Raw genomic sequence first — 23,184 nt, 5'->3', positions numbered from 1 at the left:
TCAGGCGAAGGTGCCGACGGCCTTCACCAGGTTCCTGGTTTCCTGGCTGAGCGACATCGCGGCCGCCGAGGCCTGCTCCACCAGCGCGGCGTTCTGCTGGGTCGTCTGGTCCATCTGGGCGATGGCCTGGTTGATCTGCTCGATGCCGGCGGTCTGCTCCCGGGTGGCGGTGGTGATCTCGGCCACCACCGAGGTCACGCGCTGAACGCTGCCCACCACCTCCTGCATCGTGGCGCCGGCCTCGTCCACCAGCCTGGTGCCGGCTTCCACCATGTCCACCGAGCTGCCGATCAGGCCCTTGATCTCGCGCGCGGCCTGGGCCGAGCGCTGGGCCAGGCCGCGCACCTCGGAGGCCACCACCGCGAAGCCGCGGCCCTGCTCGCCGGCGCGGGCGGCTTCGACAGCGGCATTCAGCGCCAGGATGTTGGTCTGGAAGGCGATGCCGTCGATGACGCCGATGATGTCGGCGATCTTGCGCGAGGAGGCGCTGATCGACGACATCGTCTGCACCACCTGGCCCACCACCGCGCCGCCGCGGCTGGCGACCTGCGAGGCCGACAGCGCCAGCTCGTTGGCCTGGCGGGCGTTGTCGGCGTTGTGCTTGACGGTGGCGGTCAGCTGCTCCATGGAGGCGGCCGTCTGCTCCAGCGCGCTGGCCTGGGCTTCCGTGCGGGCCGACAGGTCCAGGTTGCCGGCGGCGATCTCGCCCGAGGCGGTGGCGATGGTGTCGGTGCTGCTGCGGATGCTGCCCACCGTGCTGGCCAGGCCCCGCTGCATCTGCTGCATGGCCGCCAGCAGGCTGTGGGCGTCGCCGGGCTTCAGGTCCACGTGGACGGACAGGTCGCCCGCGCCGATGCGGCGCACGATCTGCAGCGCATAGTCGGGCTCGCCGCCCAGCTCGCGGTAGATGCGGCGGGAGATCGCCCAGCCCAGGCCACCCACCACCGCCATCAGCGCACCGCCCACGCCCACCAGCAGCGCGGCTTCGCGCCAGAAGGCGGTCTCCACGTCGTCGATGTAGTCGCCGAAGCCCACTGTCCAGTCCCAGGGCTGGAAGTGCAGCACGGCATACATCTTGTCGACCTTGCCTTCCACGCCCGGGCGGGTGCCGGGGGCCACCAGCAGTCCCACTTCCTTGCCCTGCATCGCGGCGCGGTAGCGCTCGCCGGCCTCGCGGCCGCCCTTGGGGTCGACGATGCCCACGCGCTTGGGGTTGGGATGCACCAGGGTCACGTCGTCGTGGTAGCCGCGCACGAAGTAGTAGCGCTCGTCCTTGCGCAGGCTGCCCAGTACGCGCTTGGCCTGCTGCTGCGCCGATTCGCGGGTGAGCTTGCCGGCCTTCTCCTGCTCATGCAGTTCCTCCAGCGTGGAACGGGCCAGCACCACCAGCGTGGTGAGCTGGTTGCCCCGTTCGCTGAGCATCGTGTGCCTCAGGCTGGCCAGCGACAGCCCGCCGAGGACGAGCATGCCGCACAAGGCGGCGCTGCAGAGGACGAGGATGCGGGTACGGAGTGACATGCGTGCCGAAGGTGATTGGTGTCGCCTTCATATCGGCCGCACTGCGCCGAACTTCACGGAAGCCGCCCCCGGTGGCGGGAACTCCGCCGGCTGCAGCCTGCACGGCCACCGGCTCAGGCGCGCGCTGTGGCCTGCTGGCTGAACGACTGCGCCATGAAGTCCACGAAGGCCCGCACCCGCGCGGCCAGCTGGTGGCGCTGGGGGTAGACGGCGTAGATGTCGGCATCGGGCGTGGCATGGTGGGGCAGCACCTGCACCAGGCGGCCGCTGCGCAGGTGGCGGCCGATGTCCCATTCGGCGCGCATCACGATGCCCAGGCCTTCGAGCGCCCAGTTGACCGCGATCTCGCCATCGTTGGTGGCCAGGTTGCCGCGGGTCTTCACCGCTTCGGTCACCGCATGGCGGCCGCGGCCGCTGGTCAGCCGCCACACGCCATAGGCTTCCTCGCCCTGGCGGATGCCGATGCAGTTGTGCCTGACCAGGTCGTGCGGCACCTTGGGCGTGCCGTGCAGGGCCAGGTAGGCCGGCGAGGCGCACAGCACGCGCCGGTTGGGCGCGATGCGGCGCGACACCACGCGCGAATCGGGCGGCTCGCCGAAGCGGATGCAGACGTCGTAGGCATCGTCGGTGAGCGGCGGCGGGTTGACCGACAGCTGCAGCTGCACTTCCACGCCGGGATGGCGGCGCACGAACTTGCTGATCAGCGGCGACACATGCGTGCGGCCGAAGCCCAGCGTGGCATTGATGCGCAGCAGCCCCTTGGGCGTGGAGCTGGCCACGCCCAGCAGCTCCTGCAGGCCGTCGATCTCGCCGAGGATGCGCCGCGCATGTTCCAGGTAGAGCTCGCCCTCGGGCGTCAGGCTCATGCGGCGCGTGGTGCGGTTGACCAGCGCCACGCCGATGCGGCTTTCCATCAGCGCCAGGTGCTTGCTGACCGCCGGCGTGCTGATGCCCAGCTCCCGCGCGGCGGCACTCAGGCTGCCGGCCATCGCCAGCGTGGAGAAGAAGCCGAGGTCGGCCGGAAGAATGACGGAGGCCATGGCGGGGTCCCTGGTTGAACGCTGCAGGCACGGTAGCGCGCCGACGGCGGCCTGCATGCAATCGCGGGAATTCCCGGGGGATCGTTAACTTCAGGTGAACGACGGATTAACCGGCGCAGCGCGCGGGCACCGCAGGCCGAACCTACAGTGAATCCAGCATTCCTGGAGACACATGATGAAGACATACCGCATCGCCACCATCCCCGGTGACGGCATCGGCAAGGAAGTGGTGCCCGCCGGCCAGCAGGTGCTGGAAGCGCTGGCGCGGTCGGGCAGCGCGTTCCGCTTCGAGTTCGAGAACTTCGGCTGGGGCGGCGACTGGTACCGCGCGCACGGCGAGATGATGCCGGCCGACGGACTGGACGCGCTGCGCGACAAGGACGCCATCCTGTTCGGCTCCGCCGGCGATCCGCACATCCCCGACCACGTCACGCTGTGGGGCCTGCGGCTGAAGATCTGCCAGGGCTTCGACCAGTACGCCAACGTGCGGCCCACCCGCATCCTGCCGGGCATCGACGGCCCGCTCAAGCGCTGCGGCCCCGAGGACCTGAACTGGGTCATCGTGCGCGAGAACTCCGAAGGCGAGTACGCCGGCGTGGGCGGCCGGGTGCACCAGGGCCACCCGATCGAGGCGGCCACCGACGTATCGATGATGACCCGCGCCGGGGTCGAGCGCATCATGCGCTTCGCCTTCCAGCTGGCGCGGTCGCGGCCGCGCAAGCTGCTCACCGTCATCACCAAGAGCAACGCGCAGCGCCATGCGATGGTGATGTGGGACGAGATCGCGCTGCAGGTGTCGAAGGAGTTCCCGGACGTCACCTGGGACAAGGAACTGGTGGACGCCTCCACCGCCCGCATGATCAACCGGCCGGCGTCGCTGGACACCATCGTCGCCACCAACCTGCATGCCGACATCCTGAGCGACCTGGCCGCCGCACTGGCCGGCAGCCTGGGCATCGCGCCCACCGGCAACATCGACCCCGAGCGGCGCTTCCCGTCGATGTTCGAGCCCATCCACGGCTCGGCCTTCGACATCATGGGCCAGGGCCTGGCCAATCCGGTGGGCACCTTCTGGTCGGTGGTGATGCTGCTGGAGCACCTGGGCGAGCAGGAGGCTGCCCGCCGCGTGATGGCCGCCATCGAGCAGGTGACCGCGGACAAGCGCCTGCACACCCGGGACCTGGGCGGCAGCGCCACCACCGCGCAGGTGACCGAGGCCGTGTGCCAGGCGGTGCTGGCATGAAGCGCGCCGCGTTCCTGGTCGCCGCCGCCGCCCTGGCTGCGGCGCCCGCGGCCATGGCCCAGGCCTGGCCCAGCAAGCCGGTGACCCTCGTCGTGCCGTTCCCGGCCGGCGGCACCACCGACGTGCTGGCCCGCGCGCTGGCCGACAAGCTGCAGCAGTCGCTGGGCCAGACGGTCATCGTCGAGAGCAAGCCCGGCGCCGGTGCCACGCTGGGCGCCGACTACGTGGCCAAGGCCAGGCCCGACGGCTACACGCTGCTGATGGGCGCGGTGCACCACACCATCGCCACCAGCGTCTACAAGAAGCTGCCCTACGACTTCCAGAAGGACCTGGCACCCATCACCACCGTGGCCCTGGTGCCCAATGTGCTGGTGATCGGCGCCACCACGCCGGCCACCGACGTGAAGTCGCTGGTGGCGCTGGCCAAGGCCGCGCCCAACCCGTTCACCTATGGCTCCAACGGCAACGGCACCGCGCAGCACCTGATCGGCACGCAGTTCGCGGAGCTGAACGGCATCCCGCTGCTGCACATCCCCTACAAGGGCAGCGGCCCGCTGACCACCGACCTCATCGGGGGCCAGGTGCAGATGTCGTTCGACACGGTGACGCCGGTGCTGCCGCACATCAAGGCCGGCAAGCTGAAGGCGCTGGCGGTGACCACGGCCAAGCGCAGCTCCGCGCTGCCCGACGTGCCCACCATGGACGAGGCCGGCATGAAGGGCTTCGACCTCGGCACCTGGTTCGGCGTGCTGGCGCCCGCGGCCACGCCCAAGGACGTGGTGGCGCGGCTGAGCACGGAGATGGTGAAGGTGATCCAGTCGCCGGAGTTCCGCCAGCGCATGCAGGAGATCGGCGCCGAGCCCATCGGCAACACGCCCGAGCAGATGGCCCGCCAGATCAAGGACGACACCGACAAGTACGCCCGGCTGGTGAAGAACGCCAAGGTGTCCATCGACTGAGGGCCGCGGCTCGCCGCCGCCGGCCACGCCGGCCAGCGGGCTGCACCTGGCGGGCTACTTCAGCGTCGGCATGCCGGCACCGGTGCCGGCCGAGCCTTCGTCGGCGCCGATGCCGCGGTTTGCAGAGGCGCTGTGGCCGCGCAGCAGCAGCGCGCCGAAGTCGGCCGCCTCCAGCGGGCGTGAGAGCCAGTAGCCCTGCGCCTCGTCGCAGCCGGCATCCGCCAGCAGGCGCTGCTGCAGCGCGGTTTCCACGCCCTCGGCGGTGACGCCCAGCTGCAGCTTGTGCGCCAGCGCGATGATGGCCTCGCACAGCGTCATGTCCTCGGACTGCGGCGCCAGGTTGCGCACGAAGGACTGGTCGATCTTCAGCCCGTCGATCGGGAACTTCTTCAGGTACGACAGCGACGAGTAGCCGGTGCCGAAGTCGTCGATGGCCACCCGCACGCCGGCCTCGCGGAAGGCGGCCAGCTGCGCGGCCACGCCGGCATGGCCTTCCAGCAGCAGGCTCTCGGTGATCTCCAGCGTGATCGCCGCGCCGGGCAGGCCGATCTCCTGCAGGTAGCGGGTCCATTGCAGGTGCAGCTGGTCGCAGGCGCGGAACTGCACCGGCGACACGTTCACGCTCACCGACAGCGGCAGGCCGGTGGCCTCCCGCCAGGCCAGCACCTGCCGTGCCGCCTCGCGGAACACCCAGTCGCCCAGGGCCACGATGAGGCCGGTGTCCTCTGCCACCGGGATGAAATCGGCCGGGCTCATCGGCCCGTGCTGCGGATGCTGCCAGCGCAGCAGCGCCTCGGCCTTGAGCAGCCGGCCGCTGGCCAGGTCCACGATGGGCTGGTACACCAGCCGGAACTGCGGGCTGCCGATGGCCGCGCGCAGCTCGCTGGTCAGGCGCAGCTTGGAGTGCGACGCGCTCACCATGGCCGGCACGAAGCGCACCGCGCGGTTGCGGCCGGCGGCCTTGGCGGCATACATCGCCTGGTCGGCATGCTTGAGCAGGGTGTCGGCATCGGCCGCATCCGCCGGGTGCACCGCGATGCCCACGCTGCCGGATGTATAGACAAGCTCGCCTTCCAGGCGGAAGGGTTCGTTCAGCGCGGCCAGGATGTCCTGCACCACGCGGTCGGCGTCGGCCGCCTGGGGCAGGTCGGGCAGCACCACGGTGAACTCGTCGCCGCCAAAGCGCGCCACCACGTCGCACTGGCGCACGCAGCGGCCGATGCGCCGCGCCGCTTCCAGCAGCAGCACGTCGCCGATGTGGTGGCCCAGCGTGTCGTTGATCTCCTTGAAGCGGTCCAGGTCCAGGAACAGCACCGCCAGCGGCAGCCCGCTGCGGCGCGAGCGGTGGATCTCCGACTCCAGCCGCGCATGGAACATGCGGCGGTTGGGCAGCCCGGTCAGGCCGTCGAAGTTCGCCTGGCGCCAGATGGTCTCCTCCGACTGCTTGCGGTCGGAGATGTCGCGCACCAGCACCAGCAGCCGGTCCTCGCATTCGCCCAGCTGCGCCCGGCGCATGCTCATGTCCACCCAGAACTCGCGGCCGTTGGCGGCGCGGGCCCGCCATTCGAACACCTGCGGCAGGCCCTCGGCGGCCTGCGCGCTGCGCCGCGCCAGGGCCAGGGCGTCGTGCGGCGGCGTGCCGGCGCTCAGGCCGGACAGCGGCAGGCAGCGCAGCGCGGGCAGGTCGTGGCCGAACATCTCCACCGTGCGCTGGTTGCCGTCGATGACCTGCAGGCTGTTGATGTCGACGATGAACAGCGCCTCGCCGATGCCGTCGTAGATGGTGCGGAAGCGCTGCTCGCTGGCCTGCAGGCTGGCCTCGATGCGCTTGCGGGCATCGATGTCGCTGCTGCTGCCGATCATCGCCAGCGCCTGGCCGCGCGAATCGCGCCGGGCCACCATGCCGCTGTCGCGCACCCAGCGCCAGTGGCCGGCACCGTCCAGCACCCGGTGCTCGGAATCGTAGGTGGGCAGCTGGCCGTCCAGGTGGTCGTGCAGCGCCTTCAGCGCGGCCGCGCGGTCCTCGGGATGCAGTCGCTGCTCCCAGGCCTGGGTGGTGGTGCCGGCCTGGCCGGCGCCCATGCCCAGCATCTTCAGCCAGCGCTCCGAATAGCCCCAGCGGCCGCGCTGTACATCCCATTCCCACACGCATTCGCCGCCGCCTTCCAGCGCGATCTGCAGCCGCTCGGTGCGGTTGCGCATGCGCACGTACAGCAGTGCGCCCAGCAGCAGCGCCACCGGCACCACCCCGGCCGCATACAGCAGCGTGCGGGAGGTGAGGTCGTGGTAGACCTCCTCGGCCGCCACCAGCGAGACCACGCACAGCCCGGCTTCCGGCAGCGGGCTGCGGATGGCCAGCAGGCGTGCATCCAGCGCGGTGAGCTGGCCGGCCGGCAGGCGCGCCAGCCGGGCCAGCAGCGCGGGCTCCAGGCCGTCGGCGGTGCCCAGCAGCGGCTGCGCATCGTCGCCGTGCAGCAGCAGCTCCCGGTAGGCGGGGGAGGACACCAGCTTGCGCGCCAGCGTGGACAGCTCCACCACCGTCACCAGCATGCCGGCATGGCCCTCCTTGTAGGGCACCGGCACCGTGGTCACCAGCCGGCCGGCCGCGTGGTCGATGCGGATCTGCGGCGCCTGCGCTGTGGCTGGCGGCAGGCGGTGCACCTCGTCCTGCAGCGCGGGCACGGCCGAGCGGGCCACCAGGTCGCCCTGCTCGTCATGCAGGGCGATGGCCAGCGTGGCCGGTGCGCCGGGCGTGGCGTGGCGGGCACGGTCGGCGTCGAAGGCCGCCTCGATGGCGCCGATGTTGGCATTCAGGCCATAGCGGCCCGACATGCCCAGCGCCTTGTTGGCCAGGTAGCTGCGTATCTCGGGCAGGGCGGCCAGGTCCTCGGCGGCGCGGCGGCGCTCGGCCAGCAGGTCGGCCAGCACCAGGGCCACGCGGCGGTTGTCCGCGGCCACGCGGGCATCGGCGGCCAGCCGCAGCTGGGCCTGGGCGTGGAAGGCGTTGTGCAGCAGCGCGGCCGCATAGGCGCACAACAGCAGCGCGACCAGCACCGGCCAGTGCCTGACGAGGCGGGACAACATCGGCGGGTGCGGCGGTCAGCGCGGGGTGGCGAAGAAGGCGGGGAAGTAGCGGCGGATGCCGCGGTAGTACTTGTCCACCAGGCGGTCGTAGCTGCCGTCGGCGCGCAGGCCGCGCAGGTAGTCGTCGAAGGCCTGCCGCAGCGCCGGCGCGTCCTTGGGGAAGGCGGCGGCCAGCACCTGTTCCTCCGAGATGGGGCCCAGCACCTTGATCTGGCCGGCCCACTTCTGCAGGTCGAGGATGGCGTCGGGCACGTCCAGCAGCGTGAGCTCGGCCTCGCCGTTGAGCAGCGCCGGCACCATCTCGTTCAGGTTGGTGCTCTTGGTGTAGGCCCGCAGGTCCAGGCCCACGTCCTTCAGGCCGTAGTTGGCGGGATCGACGCAGGTGCGTTCCATCACCAGCAGGCTGCGGCGGCCGATCAGGGCCTTGGTCTGGCGGATGTCATCGGCCAGCGACGGGCTGCCGGCGATCGGCCGCAGCGGCGAATCGGCGCGCGCCACCAGCAGCACCTGCGAAGGGAAGGTGGGCGCCGAATAGGCCACCACCTGCTCCCGCCAGGGCAGCACGGTGAAGCCGGCGGCAATCATGTCGCCGCGCACCGGATGGCGGCCGCTGAGCACCACGCGCTGGCCCTGGCGGGCCACGTCCTGGCCCAGCAGGTCGCGCAGCACGCTGTAGAAATCGGTGTAGACCAGCCGGTACTGCACGCCGATGTGGCGGGCGAAGCCGCGCACCAGCTCCACGTCGAAGCCGTCGCCGTCGCCGGTGACGAAGTTGGCGTAGCGGATGCCGAGGTGGCGCAGCTCTCCCCGCGCCTGGATCTCGGCCAGGTCGGCCGCGCGCGAGGGCAGGGCGGTGCCGCTCAGCGCGGCCGCCAGCAGCGGGACCAGCGCCGGGGCCAACCACTTCCACAGGTACTTCATGGGGGTTCCGTCCGACTGCAACTTGCAACAAGGTGCCTATCGGCCGGAGCGCGCCGTTCTGGAGTGGCGAACGCAGCGGGCTGCGGCGTGCACCGCGGCGCCGCGCAATGGTGCACGCGGGCGCGGTGCCCCGGCGGCGGCGGGTGGCGGCCGCCGGCCGGCGTCTTCAGCCGCCGCGCCGCAGCATGCGGCCGGCGCGGGCCAGCACCCGGGGCTGCGCGCCTTCGGCGGGCTCGGCATAGGCCAGCACGCCGTTGACGTAGACCCGGCCGATGCCCTGGCTGACGCTGATTGGCTGGTCGTAGGTGGCGGTGTCGGCCACGCGCTGCGGATCGAACACCACCACGTCGGCCTGCAGGCCGGGGCGCAGCAGGCCGCGGTCCTCGATGCGGAAGTTGCGCGCGGTCAGGCCGGTCATCTTGTGCACCGCCTGTTCCAGCGTGAACAGCTGGCGTTCGCGCCAGTAGCGCGCCAGCACCCGCGGGAAGGCGCCCCACAGCCGCGGATGCGGATGGCGGTCGTGCGGCAGGCCGTCGCTGCCGATCATGCTGCGCGGGTGGGCGATCACCCGTTCCACGTCGGCCTCGTCCATCTGGAAGTAGCAGGCGCCGCCGGGCTGCAGCCGGCGGCAGGCGGCCTGCTGGCTCACGCCCCATTCGGCCGCGATGTCCGACAGCAGCCGGCCGCCCAGCTCGGGGTGCGGGTCGCTCCAGGTGAGCATCACGTCGATCACGCCGTCCACCAGGTCTTCGCGCAGCACGGTGGAGCCGGCCACGTAGGGGTAGACGTCCATTGCCACCGACTGGCGCAAGGCAAGGGTATCGACCAGCGGCAGCGTCTCGCGGGTGCGGCCCCAGTTCTGCGGCCCGGCGCACTTGTGGTGCGACAGCACCAGCGGCACGCCGGCCTCGAAGGCGCTGTCGGCGGCTTCCATCATCGCCTCGAGGATGGTGGCCATCTCGCTGCGCAGGTGGGTAGCGTACACGCCGCCGTGGCGGGCCACCACCCGGGCCAGCGCGGTCACCTCGTCGGCCGGCGCGGCGAAGGCTTCCTCGTAGAACAGGCCGGAGGACAGGCCGTGCGCGCCCTGGGCCATCGCCTCGTCCAGCAGCGCGGCCATGCGGGCCTGCTCGTCGGGCGTGGCGGCGCGGGCCAGATCCTGCATGGCGGCAAAGCGCAGCGTGGTGTGGCCCACCAGCGCGGCCACGTTCAGCGCCGGCTCGGCGGCCGCCACCGCGGCCTGGTACTCGGCCATGGTGGCGTGGCGGAAGGAATCCGCACCCAGCAGCGTGAGCGGCGGCAGCGCCTGGCCGGTGCGGTACGGCGCCAAGGAGATGCCGCAGTTGCCCGTCACCACCGTGGTGATGCCTTGCGACAGCTTGGGCAGGTATTCCGGCTGGCGCAGCACGATGGCGTCGTCGTGGGTGTGCGCATCGATGAAGCCGGGTGCGATGACCTGCCCACGGCAGTCGACCACCGTCACGTCCTGCGGCGCCAGGCCGTCGGGCAGGCGCTGCAGCAGGCCTTCCCCGATGCGTTCGATGCGGTCGCCGTGCAGCAGCACGTCGCCGGTCCAGGCGGGGTGGCCGCTGCCGTCCACGACCAGGCCGGCCTGCAGCAGCGTGGCGGGCGTGTCAGCGTGCATCGGCGGCTCCACCATCCCAGCTCTGCAGCGGATGCGTGCGCAGGTCCACGCCGTGGCGCTGCAGTGCTTCGCGCACGCCGCGCAGCCGCTGCACCGCGGGCTCGCCCACGCGCTGGGCCACCAGCACCGTCAGGATCTCGATCAGGGTCAGGTGCGTCAGGTAGGCATCGATGCCCACATGCATCACCGCATCGTCGGGCACCGACAGCGCCAGCAGCCAGTCGGCCCGCTCGGCCAGCGGCGTGCCGGGCCGGGTGATGCACACCGCCTTGGCGCCCTGGGCGCGGGCGATGTCCACCGTGTCCAGCAGCGACGGCATGCCGCCCACGTGCGAGATGGCGATGATCACGCCGCCCGGCCGGTGCGCGGCGGCGGCCACCTGCTGCAGGTGGTAGTCGGACCAGGCGTTGGCCGACAGGCCCAGGCGGAACAGCCGGGCCTGCAGGTCGGTGGCCATGAACCACGAGGTGTTGCCCGCGCCGTAGACGTCGATGTGCGGCGCGGTGGCGATGGCGTCCACCGCGGCCATCAGCACCTGCATGTCGAGCTGCGCCCGCACGCCGGCCACCGAGGCGGCGGCACTGCGCGCCACCTTGGCCACCACCTCGTCGGCGGTGTCCTCGATGTTGACGCGGCGGTGCAGCGGCGAGCCGCCCACCGCCAGCTCCTGGGCCAGGGCCAGCTTGAATTCGCGCAGGCCGGCGAAGCCCAGGTCGCGGCAGGTGCGCATGATGGTGGGCACCGAGCTGGCCGATCGTTCGGCCAGCATCTCGAAGCTTTCCTGCAGCACCCGGTCGGGGTCCTCCAGGATCATGTCGAGGATGGCCCGGCGCGTGGCCGGCGCCTTGTCGCGGATCTCCGCCACCTTGTGGAGCAGGCCGGTGTTCATCGTGGGAAGGGCATGGTCAGAAGTGCATCGAGACGGCGCCCGACACGGTGTAGTCGCGCTCCACCACCGGCATCCAGTGCCACTTGTCGAAGGTGGTGCAGGGATGGGAGATGCCCAGGCCGATGCGCTCGCCCACCTGGGGCGCTCCGGCTTCGTCGGCGGCGTCCCAGCGCAGGTAGGCATGCTGGTCGTTCAGGCCGGTGATCTTCCAGCCCGCCGGCACCGGCTGCGGCTGCAGGCTGCCGCGCGGCGCGCGGGCGAAGGGGACGGGCAGGTCGAGGTCGAAGGAGATGTCGCGCTTGCCCACCGCCACGATGGCCAGGCCGGGCTCGGGCCGCGACTGCACCGCGGCCCAGACCTCCATCGCGGGGCGCAGGCCTTCGCCGTCGGCGCAGCCGCAGCGCTGGTTCACCACGCTCACCATGCGCTTGTAGAAGCCGTGGTCGTGCGTAACGTAGCAGCCCGAGCGCAGCAGCCCACGCACCGGCTTGGCCAGCGCGGGGCGCAGCATCGGCGCCACCAGGTCGAAGATGGCGGAGCCGCCGGCGGTCAGCAGCACCTCGTCGGCTTCGAACCAGCCGGCCGCGTCGCAGTGCAGCGCGATGGCCTGCACCCGCGCCATCAGCGCCTGGGCATAGGGCACGTCGGCCTCGCTGCGGCCCTGCGCGCCCAGGCCTTCGTAGCACTCGATGCCCACCAGCTTCACCGCGGCGCTGGCATGCAGCCGCGCGGCCAGCGCCACTGCTTCCGCGTGCGTGCGGCAGCCGCTGCGGCCGCCCGCCACGCCGATCTCGATCAGCACCTCGAAGGGCTGGCAGCCCGCATGCGCGTCAGACCATTGCTCGATCAAGTCCAGCTGCGCCACGGAATCGACGAGGAAGGCGACCCGCAGCCCGCGCTGCGCCTGCAGCAGCGCCTGGATGCCGGCCAGGTCGTCGTCGCCGAACACCTGGTTGGCGATCAGCGCCCGCTGCACGCCGGCGGCCACGCCGAGGGCCAGCTGCTTGACGGTGGCGAAGGTGATGCCCCAGGCGCCGGCCTCGATCTGCCGCTGGAACAGCTGCGGCGACATCGTCGTCTTGCCGTGCGGCGCCAGGTCGATGCCCCAGCCGCGCACCTGCCGCTGCATCCAGCCGACGTTGTGTTCCAGCGCCTCGCGCTGGATCAGGGCGATGGGCAGTGGCAGGTCGCCGGCCAGCACGTTCCAGCCGGCCTGGGCCACTTCGCTGGCGCGGCGGGGCGCGGCGGTGTGCGGATAGCCCTTGAAGCCCGCGTCCAGCATCGGGTCGAGCAGGGAGGAGAAGAGAGGCGTCGTCATGCGTCGGCAGGTTCCATGAGTTCGGTGCGGATGCAGGCACGCCAGCGTCCGGGCGACACCTCGGCCAGCGGCGGCACCTGCTGGGCGCAGGCGTCGATGGCATGCGGGCAGCGGGTGCGGAACACGCAGCCCGAAGGCGGCGCGATGGGGCTGGGGATGTCACCCTGGAGCGCGACGTGCGTCGTCGGCAGCAGGGGGTCGGGCTTCGGGCTGGCGGCCAGCAGCGCCTGGGTATACGGATGCAGCGGCCTCTCGAACAAGGCTTCGGTGGTGGCCACCTCCATCACCTTGCCCAGGTACAGCACCACCACCCGGTCGCAGAGGTATTCGACCACGTCGAGGTCGTGAGAGATGAACAGCATGGTGAGCTGGAAGCGCTCGCGCAGGTCGGCCAGCAGGTTGATCACCTGCGACTGGATCGACACGTCCAGCGCCGACAGCGGCTCGTCGGCCACGATGAATTCCGGCTCCACCGCCAGCGCACGGGCCACGCCGATGCGCTGCCGCTGGCCGCCGGAGAACTCGTGCGGAAAGCGGTCGGCATGCTCGGGCCGCAGGCCCACGGTGGTGAGCAGCTCGGCGATGCGTGCATCCCGCTCGGCGCGGGTGCGGGCCAGGCCGTGGGTGCTCAGCGCCTCGGCCAGGATGGCGCTGATGCGCATCTTCGGGTTGAGGCTGGCATAGGGGTCCTGGAAGATGATCTGCAGCTTGGCCCGCAGCCGGCGCATGCGCTCGGCCGACAGGCTGCCCAGGTCCTCTCCGCGGTACTCCACCGTACCGGCGGTGCGCTCCAGCAGCCGCAGCACCGTGCGGCCGATGGTGCTCTTGCCGGAGCCGGATTCACCCACCAGGCCCAGCGTCTCGCCGGGGTAGATGGCGAAGGAGACGTCGTCCACCGCGCGCACCGGCCGGTCGCCGCTGCCGAAGTACTTCTTCAGGCCGCGCACTTCGATGAGCGGTTGCTGCACAAGAGTCATGCCGCCTCCTGCAAGGCAGTGCCTTCCACGCGGATGCAGCGCGCCTGGCGCGGTGCCCCGGGGGTGTCGGTCACGTCGATCAACGGCGGCATCGCCTCGCGGCAGGCCGGCAGGGCCAGGTCGCAGCGCGGCTCGAAGGCGCAGCCCGGCGGCGGCGCCAGCGGGCTGGACACCTGGCCGCGGATGGCGAAGAGGCGCTTGGGCCGCGGCTGGCCGGGCGCCCGCGCCTTGCCCGGCAGGCAGGCCAGCAGGCCCTGGGTGTAGGGATGCCGCGGCTGCGCGAACAGCGGCCGCACCGGCGCCTGCTCCACCACGCGGCCGGCATACAGCACCACCACGTCGTCGGCATGGTGCGCCACCACGCCCAGGTTGTGGGTGATGAACAGGATGCTCATGCCGGTCTCGGCCTGCAGCCGGCGCATCAGCATCAGGATCTGCGCCTGGATGGTCACGTCGAGCGCGGTGGTGGGCTCGTCGGCGATCAGCAGCGTGGGGTCGCAGGCCATGGCCAGCGCGATCATCACCCGCTGGCGCATGCCGCCGGACAGCTGGTGCGGGTACTCGTGCAGGCGCTGCGCCGCAGCCGGGATCTCCACCAGGTCGAGCATGCGCAGCGCATGCGCCAGCGCCGCGCGGCGGTCCAGGCCCTTGTGCAGCCGCACGCTTTCTGCAATCTGGTCGCCGATGGTGAACACCGGGTTCAGGCTGGTCATCGGCTCCTGGAAGATCATCGACAGCTGGTTGCCGCGCAGCCGGCGCATCGCGGGCTCGTCGATGCGAAGCAGATCCACCGACTGGCCTTCGCGGGTGATGAAGGTGGCCTCGCCGGTGACCTGTGCATTGGCGGTGCGTGGCAGCAGGCGCATCAGCGTCAGGCTGGTGACCGACTTGCCGGAGCCCGATTCGCCCACCAGCGCGGTGGTCTTGCCGGGCTGGATGGCGAAGCTGACGTCGGCCACCGAGCGCACCAGGCCTTCCTCGGTGGGAAAGGCGGTGCTCAGGTGGCGGACGCTCAGCCGCGGCGCGGCGGAGGAGGGTGCGGTGGGCGGGCTCATCAGGCGGCCTTCTTCAGCTTGGGGTCGAGCAGGTCGCGGATGCCGTCGCCCAGCAGTTGCAGCGACAGCGCGGTGAAGATGATGGCCAGGCCCGGGAACAGCACCACCCAGAAGGCCTGGTGCGCGTACTGCTGGCTGCCCGCCACCATCGTGCCCCAGGTGGGGATGTCGGGCGGCACGCCCACGCCCAGGAAGCTGAGCCCCGCCTCGGCCAGGATGGCGTACGCGAAGATGAACGACACCTGCACCAGGATCGGCGACATCAGGTTGGGCAGGATGTGGCGCCACAGGATGCGCGAGGTGCGCACGCCCAGCGCCCGCACCGCTTCCACGAACAGCAGCTCGCGCAGCACCAGGGTGGAAGCGCGCACCACCCGCGCCACCCGCGGCGTGTACACCAGCACCAGCGCCAGCACCACGTTGGCCAGCGAGGGCCCGAGGATGGCCACCAGCGCGATGGCCAGCAGGATGTCGGGAAAGGCCATCATCGCGTCCACCACGCGCATCAGCGGCGCGTCCAGCCGGCGGAAGAAGCCGGCCACCAGGCCCAGCGCGGTGCCTGCGATCACCGAGCCCAGCGCGGTGAGCGCGGCAATGGTCAGCGAGTAGCGCGCGCCATGCACGATGCGCGCATACAGGTCGCGGCCCAGCTCGTCGGTGCCCATCAGGTGCTGGGCGCTGGGCGCCTTCAGCCGGTCGAGGATGGCGGTGTCGTTGGGGTCGGCCGAGGCGAACAGCGGCGCGCCCGCGGCCATCACCGCGATGACCAGCAGCACCAGCGCCGACACCATCACGATGCGGCGGTGCATCAGCTGTCGCAGCAGACGAGGCATCTTCATCAGCCTACTTTCACGCGCGGATCGACCACCGCATACAGCATGTCGATCGCGAAGTTGATGAGCACGTAGATGGCCGCAATGACCAGCAGCGCGCCCTGGATGACGGGATAGTCGCGGCGCAGCACCGCATTGACCACCAGGTTGCCCACGCCGGGCAGGCCGAACACCGTCTCGGTGACCACGGCGCCGCCGATCATCAGCGCGGTGGTCAGGCCCACCACGGTGACGATGGGCACCAGCGCATTGCGCAGCGCATGCTTGAGCACCACCGTGCCCTCGCCCAGGCCCTTGGAGCGCGCGGTGCGCACATAGTCCTCGCCCAGCACGTCCAGCATGGAGGCGCGGGTGAAGCGGATGATGAGCGCCGAGTTCAGCAGCCCCAGCACCGTGGCCGGCAGCACCAGCGCATGCAGCCGCTCGGCCAGCGGCGCATCGGGCGCGCCGTAGCCGGACACAGGAAACCAGCCCAGCGACACCGCGAACAGCTGGATCAGCACCAGCCCCAGCCAGAAGCTGGGCACGCTGGCGCCCAGCATGGCCACGCCGGTGAACAGCTGGTCCACCGCGCGGCCGCGGTACACCGCCGAGACGATGCCGCAGGGCACGCCGATCAGCGTGGCGATGGCCACCGCCATCAGCGACAGCAGCGTGGTGGGCTCGGCCCGTTCCCACAGCGCCTGCGTCACCGGCCGTTGCAGGAAGATGGACTCGCCCAGGTTGCCCTGCAGCACCTCGCGCAGCCAGTACACGAACTGCACCGGCAGCGGCCGGTCCAGCCCGTATTCCGCCTGCACGCGGGCGATGTCGGCCGCGGTGGCCTGGTCGCCCAGCAGCACCGAGATCGGGTCGCCCGAGGCGGCGCGCGTGAGCACGAACACCATCACCGCGACGATGGCCAGCACCGACAGCATGCCGAGTGCCTTGTGGAGGATGAAGCGATGCATCGCCGTGGGACCGCGTGGGCTTACTTGATGGAGGTGTTCCAGAAGAACGGCCAGGTGGCCGGCTGGTAGTTCTGCAGCGCCGGGCTCTTGGCCGACAGGCCGTTGAACTTGCCCACGTTGATGTAAGGCACCTCGTCGTACACCACCTGCTGCACCTTGGCCCACAGCGCGCCGCGCTTGGCGGGATCGGTCTCGGTGTTGAAGGCGGCCAGCGCGGCCTGCTTGGCCGGGCTGCTCCACCAGCCGGGCGCGCCATCCCCCAGCTGCGGCGGCGACAGCATCGGCTCCGGGAACTGGCCGCTGTGGGTCACGTACACGTCCCACAGCTTGGCGTCGTTGCGGCGCTGCACCAGCGTGGCCCAGTCCACCACGTTCATGTCCACCTTGAAGCCGGCGCGCTTGAGCTGCTCGGCCATCAGCAGCGCCATGTTGTAGTGGAAGTCGTACTGGCGGCTGGTGAGCACGCGCACCGGCTCGCCCTTGTAGCCGGCCTTCTCGGCCATTTCCTTGGCCTTCTTGGCGTTGCGCTGGTTGTACTGGTCGGTGCCGGCGGTGGCGTAGAACGGCGAGCCCTTGGGGAAATGGTTGCCTTCGGCAATGAAGAAGCGGGTGTCGCCAAAGCCGGCGGCCAGCATCTCGCCCTGGCCGATGGCCACCTGCAGCGCCTGGCGCACCGCCTGGTTGGCGGCCACGCCTTCCTTGGTGTTGAGCACCAGGTACGGGAAGCCGAACGACGGCGTGAGGATGGGCACCGTCTTGCCGCCGCTCTTCTCCAGCCGCGTCAGCGCTTCCACCGGCAGCAGGTCGGCGAAGTCGTACTGGCCGGCCAGCGCGCCTTCCACGCGGGTGTTGGCATTGGGCACCGGCGTGAAGCGCAGCTCCTCGATCAGGGCCTCGCGCTTGCCGCCATAGCCGCTGGCGGCCTCCTTGCGCGGGCTGTACTTGTCGAAGCGGGTGAGCAGCACGAACTGGTCGGGCCGGCGCTCCTTGAAGCGGTACGGGCCGGTGCCGACGAAGTCCTTCAGCGGGGTGGCAATGCTTTCCTTGGCCATGATGGCGGCCATGCCGCTGGGCAGCGCCAGCTGGGCCAGCAGCGGGGCATAGGGCTGCTTGAGCACGATCTCGATGCCCAGCGCGCCCTTGGCCTGGATGCTCTCCACTTCCTTGGCCAGCGCCTTGCCGCGCGGCGCCTGTTCCATCCAGCGCTGCAGGCTGGCCACCACGTCCTCCGCATTCAGCTCGCGGCCGCTGTGCAGCATCACGCCCTTGCGCAGGGTGATGCTGTAGCGCTTGCCGTCGGGCGTGATCTTTGGCGCCGCCTCGGCCAGCATCGGCACCACCTTCCACTGCGCGTCGAAGGTGTAGAGCGGCTCATACACGTGCTGCATGATGGTGCCCACCAGGTCGGCGGTGGAGGCCATCGGGTCCAGCGTCTGCGGCTCCGCCACCATCGCCAGGGTGGCATGGTTGCGCGGCGCCTGGGCCTGCGCGGCGGTGCCGAAGGTGGTCAGCACCAGGCCGGCGGCCAGGGCCAGCGGGGTCAGCACCAGGCTGCGCCGGCGAGTGCTCGACGACGGTACGAAACAGGCTTCTTCTGTGTGCATGCGGGTACTCCGGAACAGGGCGATGCACCCCGTTGGTGAAAGAAGTTTTCAGTTCAATCGAACTATCGCCGACGCATGCAGCTTTTGTACCCGGGAAATCCCGTGCTTTGCGGCGTGATGCTGAAATACACTTTCATCATCAATCCACCGGAGCCTGTGATGCCGCTCGATTACCTCGGCCTGCCGCCCGTCGCTTCCGACCGCCAGGCGCGGCCCTTCTCCCCCGCGGTGCGTGCGGGCGACTTCATCTACGTGTCGGGCCAGGTGCCCGCCAATGCCGAGGGCGAGATCGTGGCCGGCGGCATCGAGGCACAGACGCGGCAGGTGATGGAAAACCTGAAGGCCGTGCTGGCGCTGGCCGGTGCCACCTTCGACGATGTCTGCAAGTGCACCTGCTGGCTGCAGGACGCTCGCGACTTCGGTGCCTTCAACCGCATCTACATGAGCTACTTCCCCAACGGCAAGCCGGCCCGTTCCACCACCGAGGCGCGGCTGATGGTCGATGCGAAGGTGGAGATCGACGTCATCGCCTACCGACCCGTCGCGGCCTAGGGGCGCGGGCTGCAACGCTGCTCAGCGTGCGCCACGCACCGCCCTGCGTTGCAGGTCCGGTGCCATGCACACGAGCTTCCTAGGCCTTAGCACCCACTCGCCGGCCGCGCCAGCAGCGGCCATGCGGTTCCCTTTGTAACCAGGGCGGCCTCAAGCCGCGCCGGCCGCGTCCGTTCTTCCCGGTCACATCCAACGACCGGGAGACCACGTGCCTGCCTGCAAGATCCCCTTCGCCGCTTCCCTGGCCGCGCTGGCCGCCATGGCCGCGCTGGCGCCGTCCGCCCATGCGGCCGATGCCGCCGACGCCGGCCATGCCACCGGCCGCATCCTGGCCGTGGCCCGTGCCGGCCTGGGCGATGTCCATGTGGCCGCGCAGCTGCGCGCCGACCATGCCCGCGCCCGGCGGGTGGGTCGTTCCAACCTGCTGGTGATCGAGGTGCCCGCGGGCAGCGAGCAGGCGATGGTGGACAAGCTGCGCCGCCATCCGCACTACAAGTCGGCCGAGCTGGACCGCCGCCTGCCGCCCAGCCTGGTGGCCAACGACCCCTACCTGGGTGCGGCCTGGCACCTGCCGGTCATCCAGGCGCCCGCGGCCTGGGACCTGTCGCAGGGCGCGGGCGTGACCATCGCCATCCTGGACACCGGCGTGGACGCCAGCCACCCCGACCTGGCGCCGCGCCTGGTGCCCGGCTGGAACTTCCACGACAACACCGCCGACACCACCGATGTGCACGGCCACGGCACCAGCGTGGCCGGCAGCGCCGCGGCCGCCACCGACAACGGACTGGGCGTGGCCGGGGTGGCCGGTCTGGCCCGCATCATGCCGATCCGCATCTCGGACGCCAGCGGCAACGGCTACTGGAGCCTGGTGGCGCAAGGCCTGGTGCATGCCGCCGACCGCAACGTGCGGGTGGCCAACGTGAGCTACATGGTGTCCGGCAGCAGCACGGTGCAGAACGCCAGCCAGTACATGAAGAGCAAGGGTGGCCTCGTGTTCGCTGCCGCGGGCAACGGCGGCGTCGAGCTGGCCACCGCGCCCACCACCACCCTGGTGACCGTCGGCGCCACGGACGGCGCGGACCTGCGGGCCGCGTGGTCGTCCTTCGGGCCGGTGGTGTCGCTGGCCGCGCCGGGCGCCGGCATCTACACCACGCGGCGTGGCGGCGGCTATGGCGCCGTCTCCGGTACCTCCTTCGCCAGCCCGGTGGCCGCGGGCGTGGCGGCGCTGCTGTTCAGCGCCCGGCCGGGGCTGAGCGCGGCGCAGGCCGAGGGCCTGCTGTTCAGCACCGCCGCCGACCTGGGCGCCAGCGGCCGCGATGCCGAATACGGCCACGGGCGGGTGGACGCGGCCGCGGCCGTGCGTGCCGCGCTGGCGCTGGCCGTGCCGGCTGCGGACACCACGCCGCCGCAGGTGGCCATCGGCTTGCCGGCCGGTGGCGGCACGGTGTCGGGCCTGGTGAACGTGGATGTCTCGGCCAGCGACAACGTGGGCGTGGTGCGCGTGGACCTGCGCGCCAACGGCGTGCTGGTGGCCTCCGACACCGCCCAGCCCTTCGGCTTCACCTGGGACAGCACCGGCGTGGCCGACGGCAGCGCCACGCTGGTGGCGCAGGCCTTCGATGCCGCCGGCAACCAGGCCGCCGCCGCGCCGGTGATGGTGAACGTGGCCAATGCCGCCGCGGTGTCCTCGCCCGACGTCACGCCGCCTGCGGTGCGCTTCGTGGCGCCCACGTCGGCCACCGTCAAGGGCAACGTCACCGTGTCCACCAGCGCCACCGACGATGCCGGCGCCGCGGCGCTGACGCAGACGCTCTTCATCGACGGCCGACGGGTGGCTGCCGTGCGCGGCGGCAGCCTGAGCTATGCCTGGAACACCAACAAGGTGGCCGCCGGCGCGCATGTGCTGCGGGTGGATGCGGTGGATGCCGCCGGCAATGCCGCCAGCACCAGCCTGACGGTGCGCCGCTGACGGATGTAAGCGGGCGCCTAGGTGTCGGCCCTTGTTACACGCTGCACCGCCGCATGCAGGCCGGAACGCCGGAAAAGCCAACCACGACAACCACTTGCGTCCGGTGGCACGCCCATTGCGTTGTAAGCAGCACATACACGCAGGGAGTTCCACATGCGGACCACACGGGGACAAGGGGTAGCAGGGCAGGCCGGCCAACGGTCGATGGGCCAGGCCAGGCAGGCGGCGGTGATGCTGGCCTTGCTGGCCGCCGGCAGCGCGATGGCGGCACCGCTGTACTGCAGCGACGGCACGCCACATCCGCAGGGCCTGGCCGTCAGCGACATGACCTATGGCGTCAACGGCCCGGCCGGTGGCGCCAGCAATGCCAACGATTGTTATGGCGTGGTGTCGGGCAACGACAGCGCCGCCGCGATCAACGGCCTGGGCCTGAAGTGGCAGAGCGGCTGGGGCCTGGCCGCGAAGGACAACACCGACAACAGCCCCGACACCAGCAACAACCTGCTGGGCATCCAGTTCGCGCTGACGTCCACCACCGGCAAGTCCGGCAACTGGACGCTCACCGGCACCGGCGGCAGCCTGCCCACCACGCTGGACCTGATCGGCGTGCTGAAGGGCAGCGACGCCTATGCGCTGTACTTCTTCGACGACGTGCTGTTCGATGGCAGCGGTGGCGGCGCCTGGTCGATGAGCTTCGTCAACGGCGGCGGCCGCATCCCCGACCTGTCGCACTTCTCGGTGTATGCGCGCCTTGGCGACGATGGCGGCGGCCCGCCGCAGGAGATCCCTGAACCGGCCTCGGCCCTGCTCGCCGGCCTGGCGCTGGCCGGCGTGGCCGCGCTGCGCCGGGGGCGGCGCGGCTAGCTGGCTAGCGCGCCAGCCAGCCGCCGTCCACCGCCAGGGTGAAGCCGTTGACGTAGTCCGACGCGGCCGAGGCCAGGAACACCACCGGCCCGGCCAGGTCGGCCGGCGTGCCCCAACGGCCGGCCGGGATGCGCGCCAGGATGGCGCTGCTGCGGTCGGCATCCGCGCGCAGCGCCTCGGTGTTGTCGGTGGCCATGTAGCCCGGCGCGATGGCATTGACCTGGATGCCGTGCGGCGCCCATTCGTTGGCCAGTTGCCGCGTGAGGCCCAGCACCGCGCTCTTGGCCGCGGTGTAGGCCGGCACGCGCAGCCCGCCCTGGTACGACAGCATCGATGCGATGTTGATGATCTTGCCGCCACCGCCCTGGGCCACGCACTGCCGGGCCACCGCCTGCGACAGGAAGAACACGCTCTTGAGGTTGAGGTCGACCACCGCGTCCCAGTCGGCCTCGGTGACGTCGAGCGCATCGGCGCGGCGGATGGTGCCGGCGTTGTTCACCAGGATGTCCACGCGGCCGAAGGCCTGCACCGCCTGCGCCACCAGCGCGCCGTAGCCGGCCACGTCGGTGAAATCGGCCCGCAGGTCCAGCGCCGGCGCGCCCATCGCCTGCAGCCGGGCCATGGTGTCGTCGGGCGCGCTGCGGTTGACGGCCACGATGCGGGCGCCGGCCGCGGCCAGCGCCAGCGCCATGCCCTGGCCCAGCCCCTTGTTGCAGCCGGTGACCAGGGCCACCCGGCCCTGCAGCGTGAAGGCGGAGGTGTCCGTCATGCCGCTTCGCCGCTCAGCGGCTGATGCCCAGTTCGGCCATCAGCTGCTTGAAGAAGGCGTTGTCGCGCTCGATCACCTTCTGGAAGTGCGGTGCGTCGGCATAGACATGGGTCAGGTCCAGCCGGGCCAGCGCATCGCGGAAACCGGCTTCCTGCGCGGCCAGGCGGCTGGCATTGCGCAGCACCTCCACCACCTGCGGCGGCGTGCGCCGCGGCACCACGATGCCGCGCCAGGTGCTGATGCTCACGTCGATGCCCCGCTCCTTCAGCGTGGGCACGTCGGCAAAGCGGGCCGCACGCTGGTCGGCCATCACGCCCAGCAGCCGGAGCTTGCCGCCGGCCACATGCTGCGCCACCTCCGACGGGCTGACCGTCACCGCCTCGATGTGGCCGCCCAGCAAATCGTTGATGGCGGGGTTGGCGCCGGCATAGGGCACGTGCATGAAGCGGGTGCCGGTCTTGCGGCCCATCTGCTCGGCCGCCAGGTGCCAGATGGCGCCGGTGCCCGAGTTGCCGATGCGCACTTCGCCCGGCTTGGCGCGTGCATGGGCCAGGAAATCTTCCAGCGTGCGCCAGGGCGCGCCGGACTGCACCGTGACGGCGCTGGGCTCCGCATTCAGCTGGGCGATGGGCGTGAAGTCGTCGGCCGAGAAGCGGGCCACGCCCAGGTGCGGCAGCATCGTGATCTCCACCGTGCCCACGCCGATCTTGTAGCCGTCGGGGCGGGAGGACATCACCTCGGTGAAGCCGATGGCGCCACCCGCACCGGCCTTGTTGACCACCAGCACCGACTGCGGCAGGTGCTTCTTCAGCGCCTCGGCGAAGGCCCGGGCCACCGCGTCGGTGCCGCCGCCGGCGGCATAAGGCACCACCAGCTCGATGGGGCGCTGGGGATAGTCCTGCGCGCGGGCGGGGGCGGCCTGCAGCAGGCCCAGGGCGGCCAGGCCGGCGGCCTGCAGCGTGGTGCGTCGTGTGATGGTCATGGCGTGCTTGTC

Annotated in this window: 19 protein-coding genes; 5 read left to right on the top strand and 14 right to left on the bottom strand. The window is 71.2% G+C overall.

Annotated features, from left to right (window positions below):
- On the bottom strand, nt 1-1,518 hold the full coding sequence (locus VO99_RS06465; RefSeq protein ID WP_046111989.1) for a methyl-accepting chemotaxis protein: 1,518 nt from the start codon (nt 1,516-1,518) through the stop codon (nt 1-3).
- A gap of 113 nt (nt 1,519-1,631) precedes the next feature.
- Nucleotides 1,632-2,558, bottom strand: a complete 927-nt coding sequence (locus VO99_RS06460) for a LysR family transcriptional regulator (protein ID WP_046111988.1) — start codon at nt 2,556-2,558, stop codon at nt 1,632-1,634.
- Between the two features lie 175 nt (nt 2,559-2,733).
- Here VO99_RS06460 and VO99_RS06455 point away from each other — a divergent pair, with 175 nt between their 5' ends.
- Nucleotides 2,734-3,801, top strand: coding sequence for a tartrate dehydrogenase (locus VO99_RS06455; RefSeq protein ID WP_046112155.1), 1,068 nt, complete (start codon nt 2,734-2,736; stop codon nt 3,799-3,801).
- Nucleotides 3,798-4,760: a tripartite tricarboxylate transporter substrate binding protein gene (locus VO99_RS06450; protein WP_046111987.1), complete on the top strand. Its 963-nt coding sequence runs from the start codon at nt 3,798-3,800 to the stop codon at nt 4,758-4,760. The genes VO99_RS06455 and VO99_RS06450 overlap by 4 nt, the downstream gene beginning before the upstream one ends.
- Before the next feature lie 54 nt (nt 4,761-4,814).
- Here the strand turns inward: VO99_RS06450 and VO99_RS06445 are convergent, their stop codons facing one another.
- From VO99_RS06445 to VO99_RS06400, 10 genes are all read right to left on the bottom strand, one after another.
- Complete coding sequence (locus tag VO99_RS06445) at nt 4,815-7,844, bottom strand: putative bifunctional diguanylate cyclase/phosphodiesterase (RefSeq protein ID WP_157039466.1); 3,030 nt, start codon at nt 7,842-7,844, stop codon at nt 4,815-4,817.
- 15 nt (nt 7,845-7,859) lie between these two features.
- Nucleotides 7,860-8,765, bottom strand: coding sequence for a transporter substrate-binding domain-containing protein (locus VO99_RS06440; protein WP_052736130.1), 906 nt, complete (start codon nt 8,763-8,765; stop codon nt 7,860-7,862).
- A 166-nt stretch (nt 8,766-8,931) separates the two neighbouring features.
- Nucleotides 8,932-10,410, bottom strand: coding sequence for an N-acyl-D-amino-acid deacylase family protein (locus VO99_RS06435; RefSeq protein WP_046112152.1), 1,479 nt, complete (start codon nt 10,408-10,410; stop codon nt 8,932-8,934).
- Nucleotides 10,400-11,299 (bottom strand): MurR/RpiR family transcriptional regulator, encoded by a 900-nt coding sequence (locus VO99_RS06430; protein ID WP_046111986.1) that lies wholly within the window; start codon nt 11,297-11,299, stop codon nt 10,400-10,402. Before VO99_RS06430 ends, VO99_RS06435 begins: the two co-directional genes overlap by 11 nt.
- A 16-nt stretch (nt 11,300-11,315) precedes the next feature.
- Nucleotides 11,316-12,617 (bottom strand): type III PLP-dependent enzyme domain-containing protein, encoded by a 1,302-nt coding sequence (locus tag VO99_RS06425; protein ID WP_046111985.1) that lies wholly within the window; start codon nt 12,615-12,617, stop codon nt 11,316-11,318.
- Nucleotides 12,614-13,594 (bottom strand): ABC transporter ATP-binding protein, encoded by a 981-nt coding sequence (locus tag VO99_RS06420; RefSeq protein ID WP_046111984.1) that lies wholly within the window; start codon nt 13,592-13,594, stop codon nt 12,614-12,616. The genes VO99_RS06425 and VO99_RS06420 overlap by 4 nt, the downstream gene beginning before the upstream one ends.
- A complete protein-coding gene (locus tag VO99_RS06415) occupies nt 13,591-14,649 on the bottom strand; it encodes an ABC transporter ATP-binding protein (protein ID WP_046111983.1) in 1,059 nt (352 codons plus the stop codon). Before VO99_RS06415 ends, VO99_RS06420 begins: the two co-directional genes overlap by 4 nt.
- Complete coding sequence (locus VO99_RS06410) at nt 14,649-15,488, bottom strand: ABC transporter permease (RefSeq protein WP_046111982.1); 840 nt, start codon at nt 15,486-15,488, stop codon at nt 14,649-14,651. Before VO99_RS06410 ends, VO99_RS06415 begins: the two co-directional genes overlap by 1 nt.
- Nucleotides 15,488-16,432 carry an ABC transporter permease gene (locus VO99_RS06405; protein WP_046111981.1) on the bottom strand — a complete coding sequence of 315 codons (945 nt, stop codon included), beginning with the start codon at nt 16,430-16,432 and terminating at the stop codon, nt 15,488-15,490. Before VO99_RS06405 ends, VO99_RS06410 begins: the two co-directional genes overlap by 1 nt.
- Nucleotides 16,433-16,452: 20 nt before the next feature.
- Nucleotides 16,453-18,036 carry an ABC transporter substrate-binding protein gene (locus VO99_RS06400; RefSeq protein ID WP_083440405.1) on the bottom strand — a complete coding sequence of 528 codons (1,584 nt, stop codon included), beginning with the start codon at nt 18,034-18,036 and terminating at the stop codon, nt 16,453-16,455.
- Nucleotides 18,037-18,195: 159 nt separating this feature from the next.
- Here VO99_RS06400 and VO99_RS06395 point away from each other — a divergent pair, with 159 nt between their 5' ends.
- The 3 genes from VO99_RS06395 (at nt 18,196) to VO99_RS06385 (ending at nt 21,421) form a co-directional block, all read left to right on the top strand.
- On the top strand, nt 18,196-18,588 hold the full coding sequence (locus VO99_RS06395; protein ID WP_046112150.1) for a RidA family protein: 393 nt from the start codon (nt 18,196-18,198) through the stop codon (nt 18,586-18,588).
- Nucleotides 18,589-18,796: 208 nt separating this feature from the next.
- Nucleotides 18,797-20,557, top strand: a complete 1,761-nt coding sequence (locus tag VO99_RS06390) for a S8 family serine peptidase (RefSeq protein ID WP_232315282.1) — start codon at nt 18,797-18,799, stop codon at nt 20,555-20,557.
- 231 nt (nt 20,558-20,788) lie between these two features.
- Entirely contained in the window at nt 20,789-21,421 is a 633-nt protein-coding gene (locus tag VO99_RS06385; protein WP_157039465.1) for a PEP-CTERM sorting domain-containing protein, read from the top strand.
- 4 nt (nt 21,422-21,425) lie between these two features.
- Here the strand turns inward: VO99_RS06385 and kduD are convergent, their stop codons facing one another.
- Together kduD and VO99_RS06375 are read right to left on the bottom strand one after the other, a co-directional pair.
- Nucleotides 21,426-22,190 (bottom strand): 2-dehydro-3-deoxy-D-gluconate 5-dehydrogenase KduD, encoded by a 765-nt coding sequence (kduD, locus tag VO99_RS06380; protein ID WP_046111979.1) that lies wholly within the window; start codon nt 22,188-22,190, stop codon nt 21,426-21,428.
- A gap of 13 nt (nt 22,191-22,203) precedes the next feature.
- Nucleotides 22,204-23,172, bottom strand: coding sequence for a tripartite tricarboxylate transporter substrate binding protein (locus tag VO99_RS06375; RefSeq protein WP_046111978.1), 969 nt, complete (start codon nt 23,170-23,172; stop codon nt 22,204-22,206).
- Nucleotides 23,173-23,184 lie beyond the last annotated feature (12 nt).

The sequence above is a fragment of the Aquincola tertiaricarbonis genome, assembly GCF_000969605.1.
GTDB classification, from domain to species: Bacteria; Pseudomonadota; Gammaproteobacteria; order Burkholderiales; family Burkholderiaceae_C; genus Aquincola; species Aquincola tertiaricarbonis.
The sequence above is the reverse complement of the archived record's forward strand: the minus strand, read 5'-3'. Positions and strand labels throughout refer to the sequence as shown.

Coding starts and splice junctions, on each gene's coding strand:
- VO99_RS06465 (WP_046111989.1), bottom strand. CDS start 1,518: ATGTCACTCCGTACCCGCATCCTCGTCCTCTGCAGCGCCGCCTTGTGC.
- VO99_RS06460 (WP_046111988.1), bottom strand. CDS start 2,558: ATGGCCTCCGTCATTCTTCCGGCCGACCTCGGCTTCTTCTCCACGCTG.
- VO99_RS06455 (WP_046112155.1), top strand. CDS start 2,734: ATGAAGACATACCGCATCGCCACCATCCCCGGTGACGGCATCGGCAAG.
- VO99_RS06450 (WP_046111987.1), top strand. CDS start 3,798: ATGAAGCGCGCCGCGTTCCTGGTCGCCGCCGCCGCCCTGGCTGCGGCG.
- VO99_RS06445 (WP_157039466.1), bottom strand. CDS start 7,844: ATGTTGTCCCGCCTCGTCAGGCACTGGCCGGTGCTGGTCGCGCTGCTG.
- VO99_RS06440 (WP_052736130.1), bottom strand. CDS start 8,765: ATGAAGTACCTGTGGAAGTGGTTGGCCCCGGCGCTGGTCCCGCTGCTG.
- VO99_RS06435 (WP_046112152.1), bottom strand. CDS start 10,410: ATGCACGCTGACACGCCCGCCACGCTGCTGCAGGCCGGCCTGGTCGTG.
- VO99_RS06430 (WP_046111986.1), bottom strand. CDS start 11,299: ATGAACACCGGCCTGCTCCACAAGGTGGCGGAGATCCGCGACAAGGCG.
- VO99_RS06425 (WP_046111985.1), bottom strand. CDS start 12,617: ATGACGACGCCTCTCTTCTCCTCCCTGCTCGACCCGATGCTGGACGCG.
- VO99_RS06420 (WP_046111984.1), bottom strand. CDS start 13,594: ATGACTCTTGTGCAGCAACCGCTCATCGAAGTGCGCGGCCTGAAGAAG.
- VO99_RS06415 (WP_046111983.1), bottom strand. CDS start 14,649: ATGAGCCCGCCCACCGCACCCTCCTCCGCCGCGCCGCGGCTGAGCGTC.
- VO99_RS06410 (WP_046111982.1), bottom strand. CDS start 15,488: ATGAAGATGCCTCGTCTGCTGCGACAGCTGATGCACCGCCGCATCGTG.
- VO99_RS06405 (WP_046111981.1), bottom strand. CDS start 16,432: ATGCATCGCTTCATCCTCCACAAGGCACTCGGCATGCTGTCGGTGCTG.
- VO99_RS06400 (WP_083440405.1), bottom strand. CDS start 18,036: ATGCACACAGAAGAAGCCTGTTTCGTACCGTCGTCGAGCACTCGCCGG.
- VO99_RS06395 (WP_046112150.1), top strand. CDS start 18,196: ATGCCGCTCGATTACCTCGGCCTGCCGCCCGTCGCTTCCGACCGCCAG.
- VO99_RS06385 (WP_157039465.1), top strand. CDS start 20,789: ATGCTGGCCTTGCTGGCCGCCGGCAGCGCGATGGCGGCACCGCTGTAC.
- kduD (WP_046111979.1), bottom strand. CDS start 22,190: ATGACGGACACCTCCGCCTTCACGCTGCAGGGCCGGGTGGCCCTGGTC.
- VO99_RS06375 (WP_046111978.1), bottom strand. CDS start 23,172: ATGACCATCACACGACGCACCACGCTGCAGGCCGCCGGCCTGGCCGCC.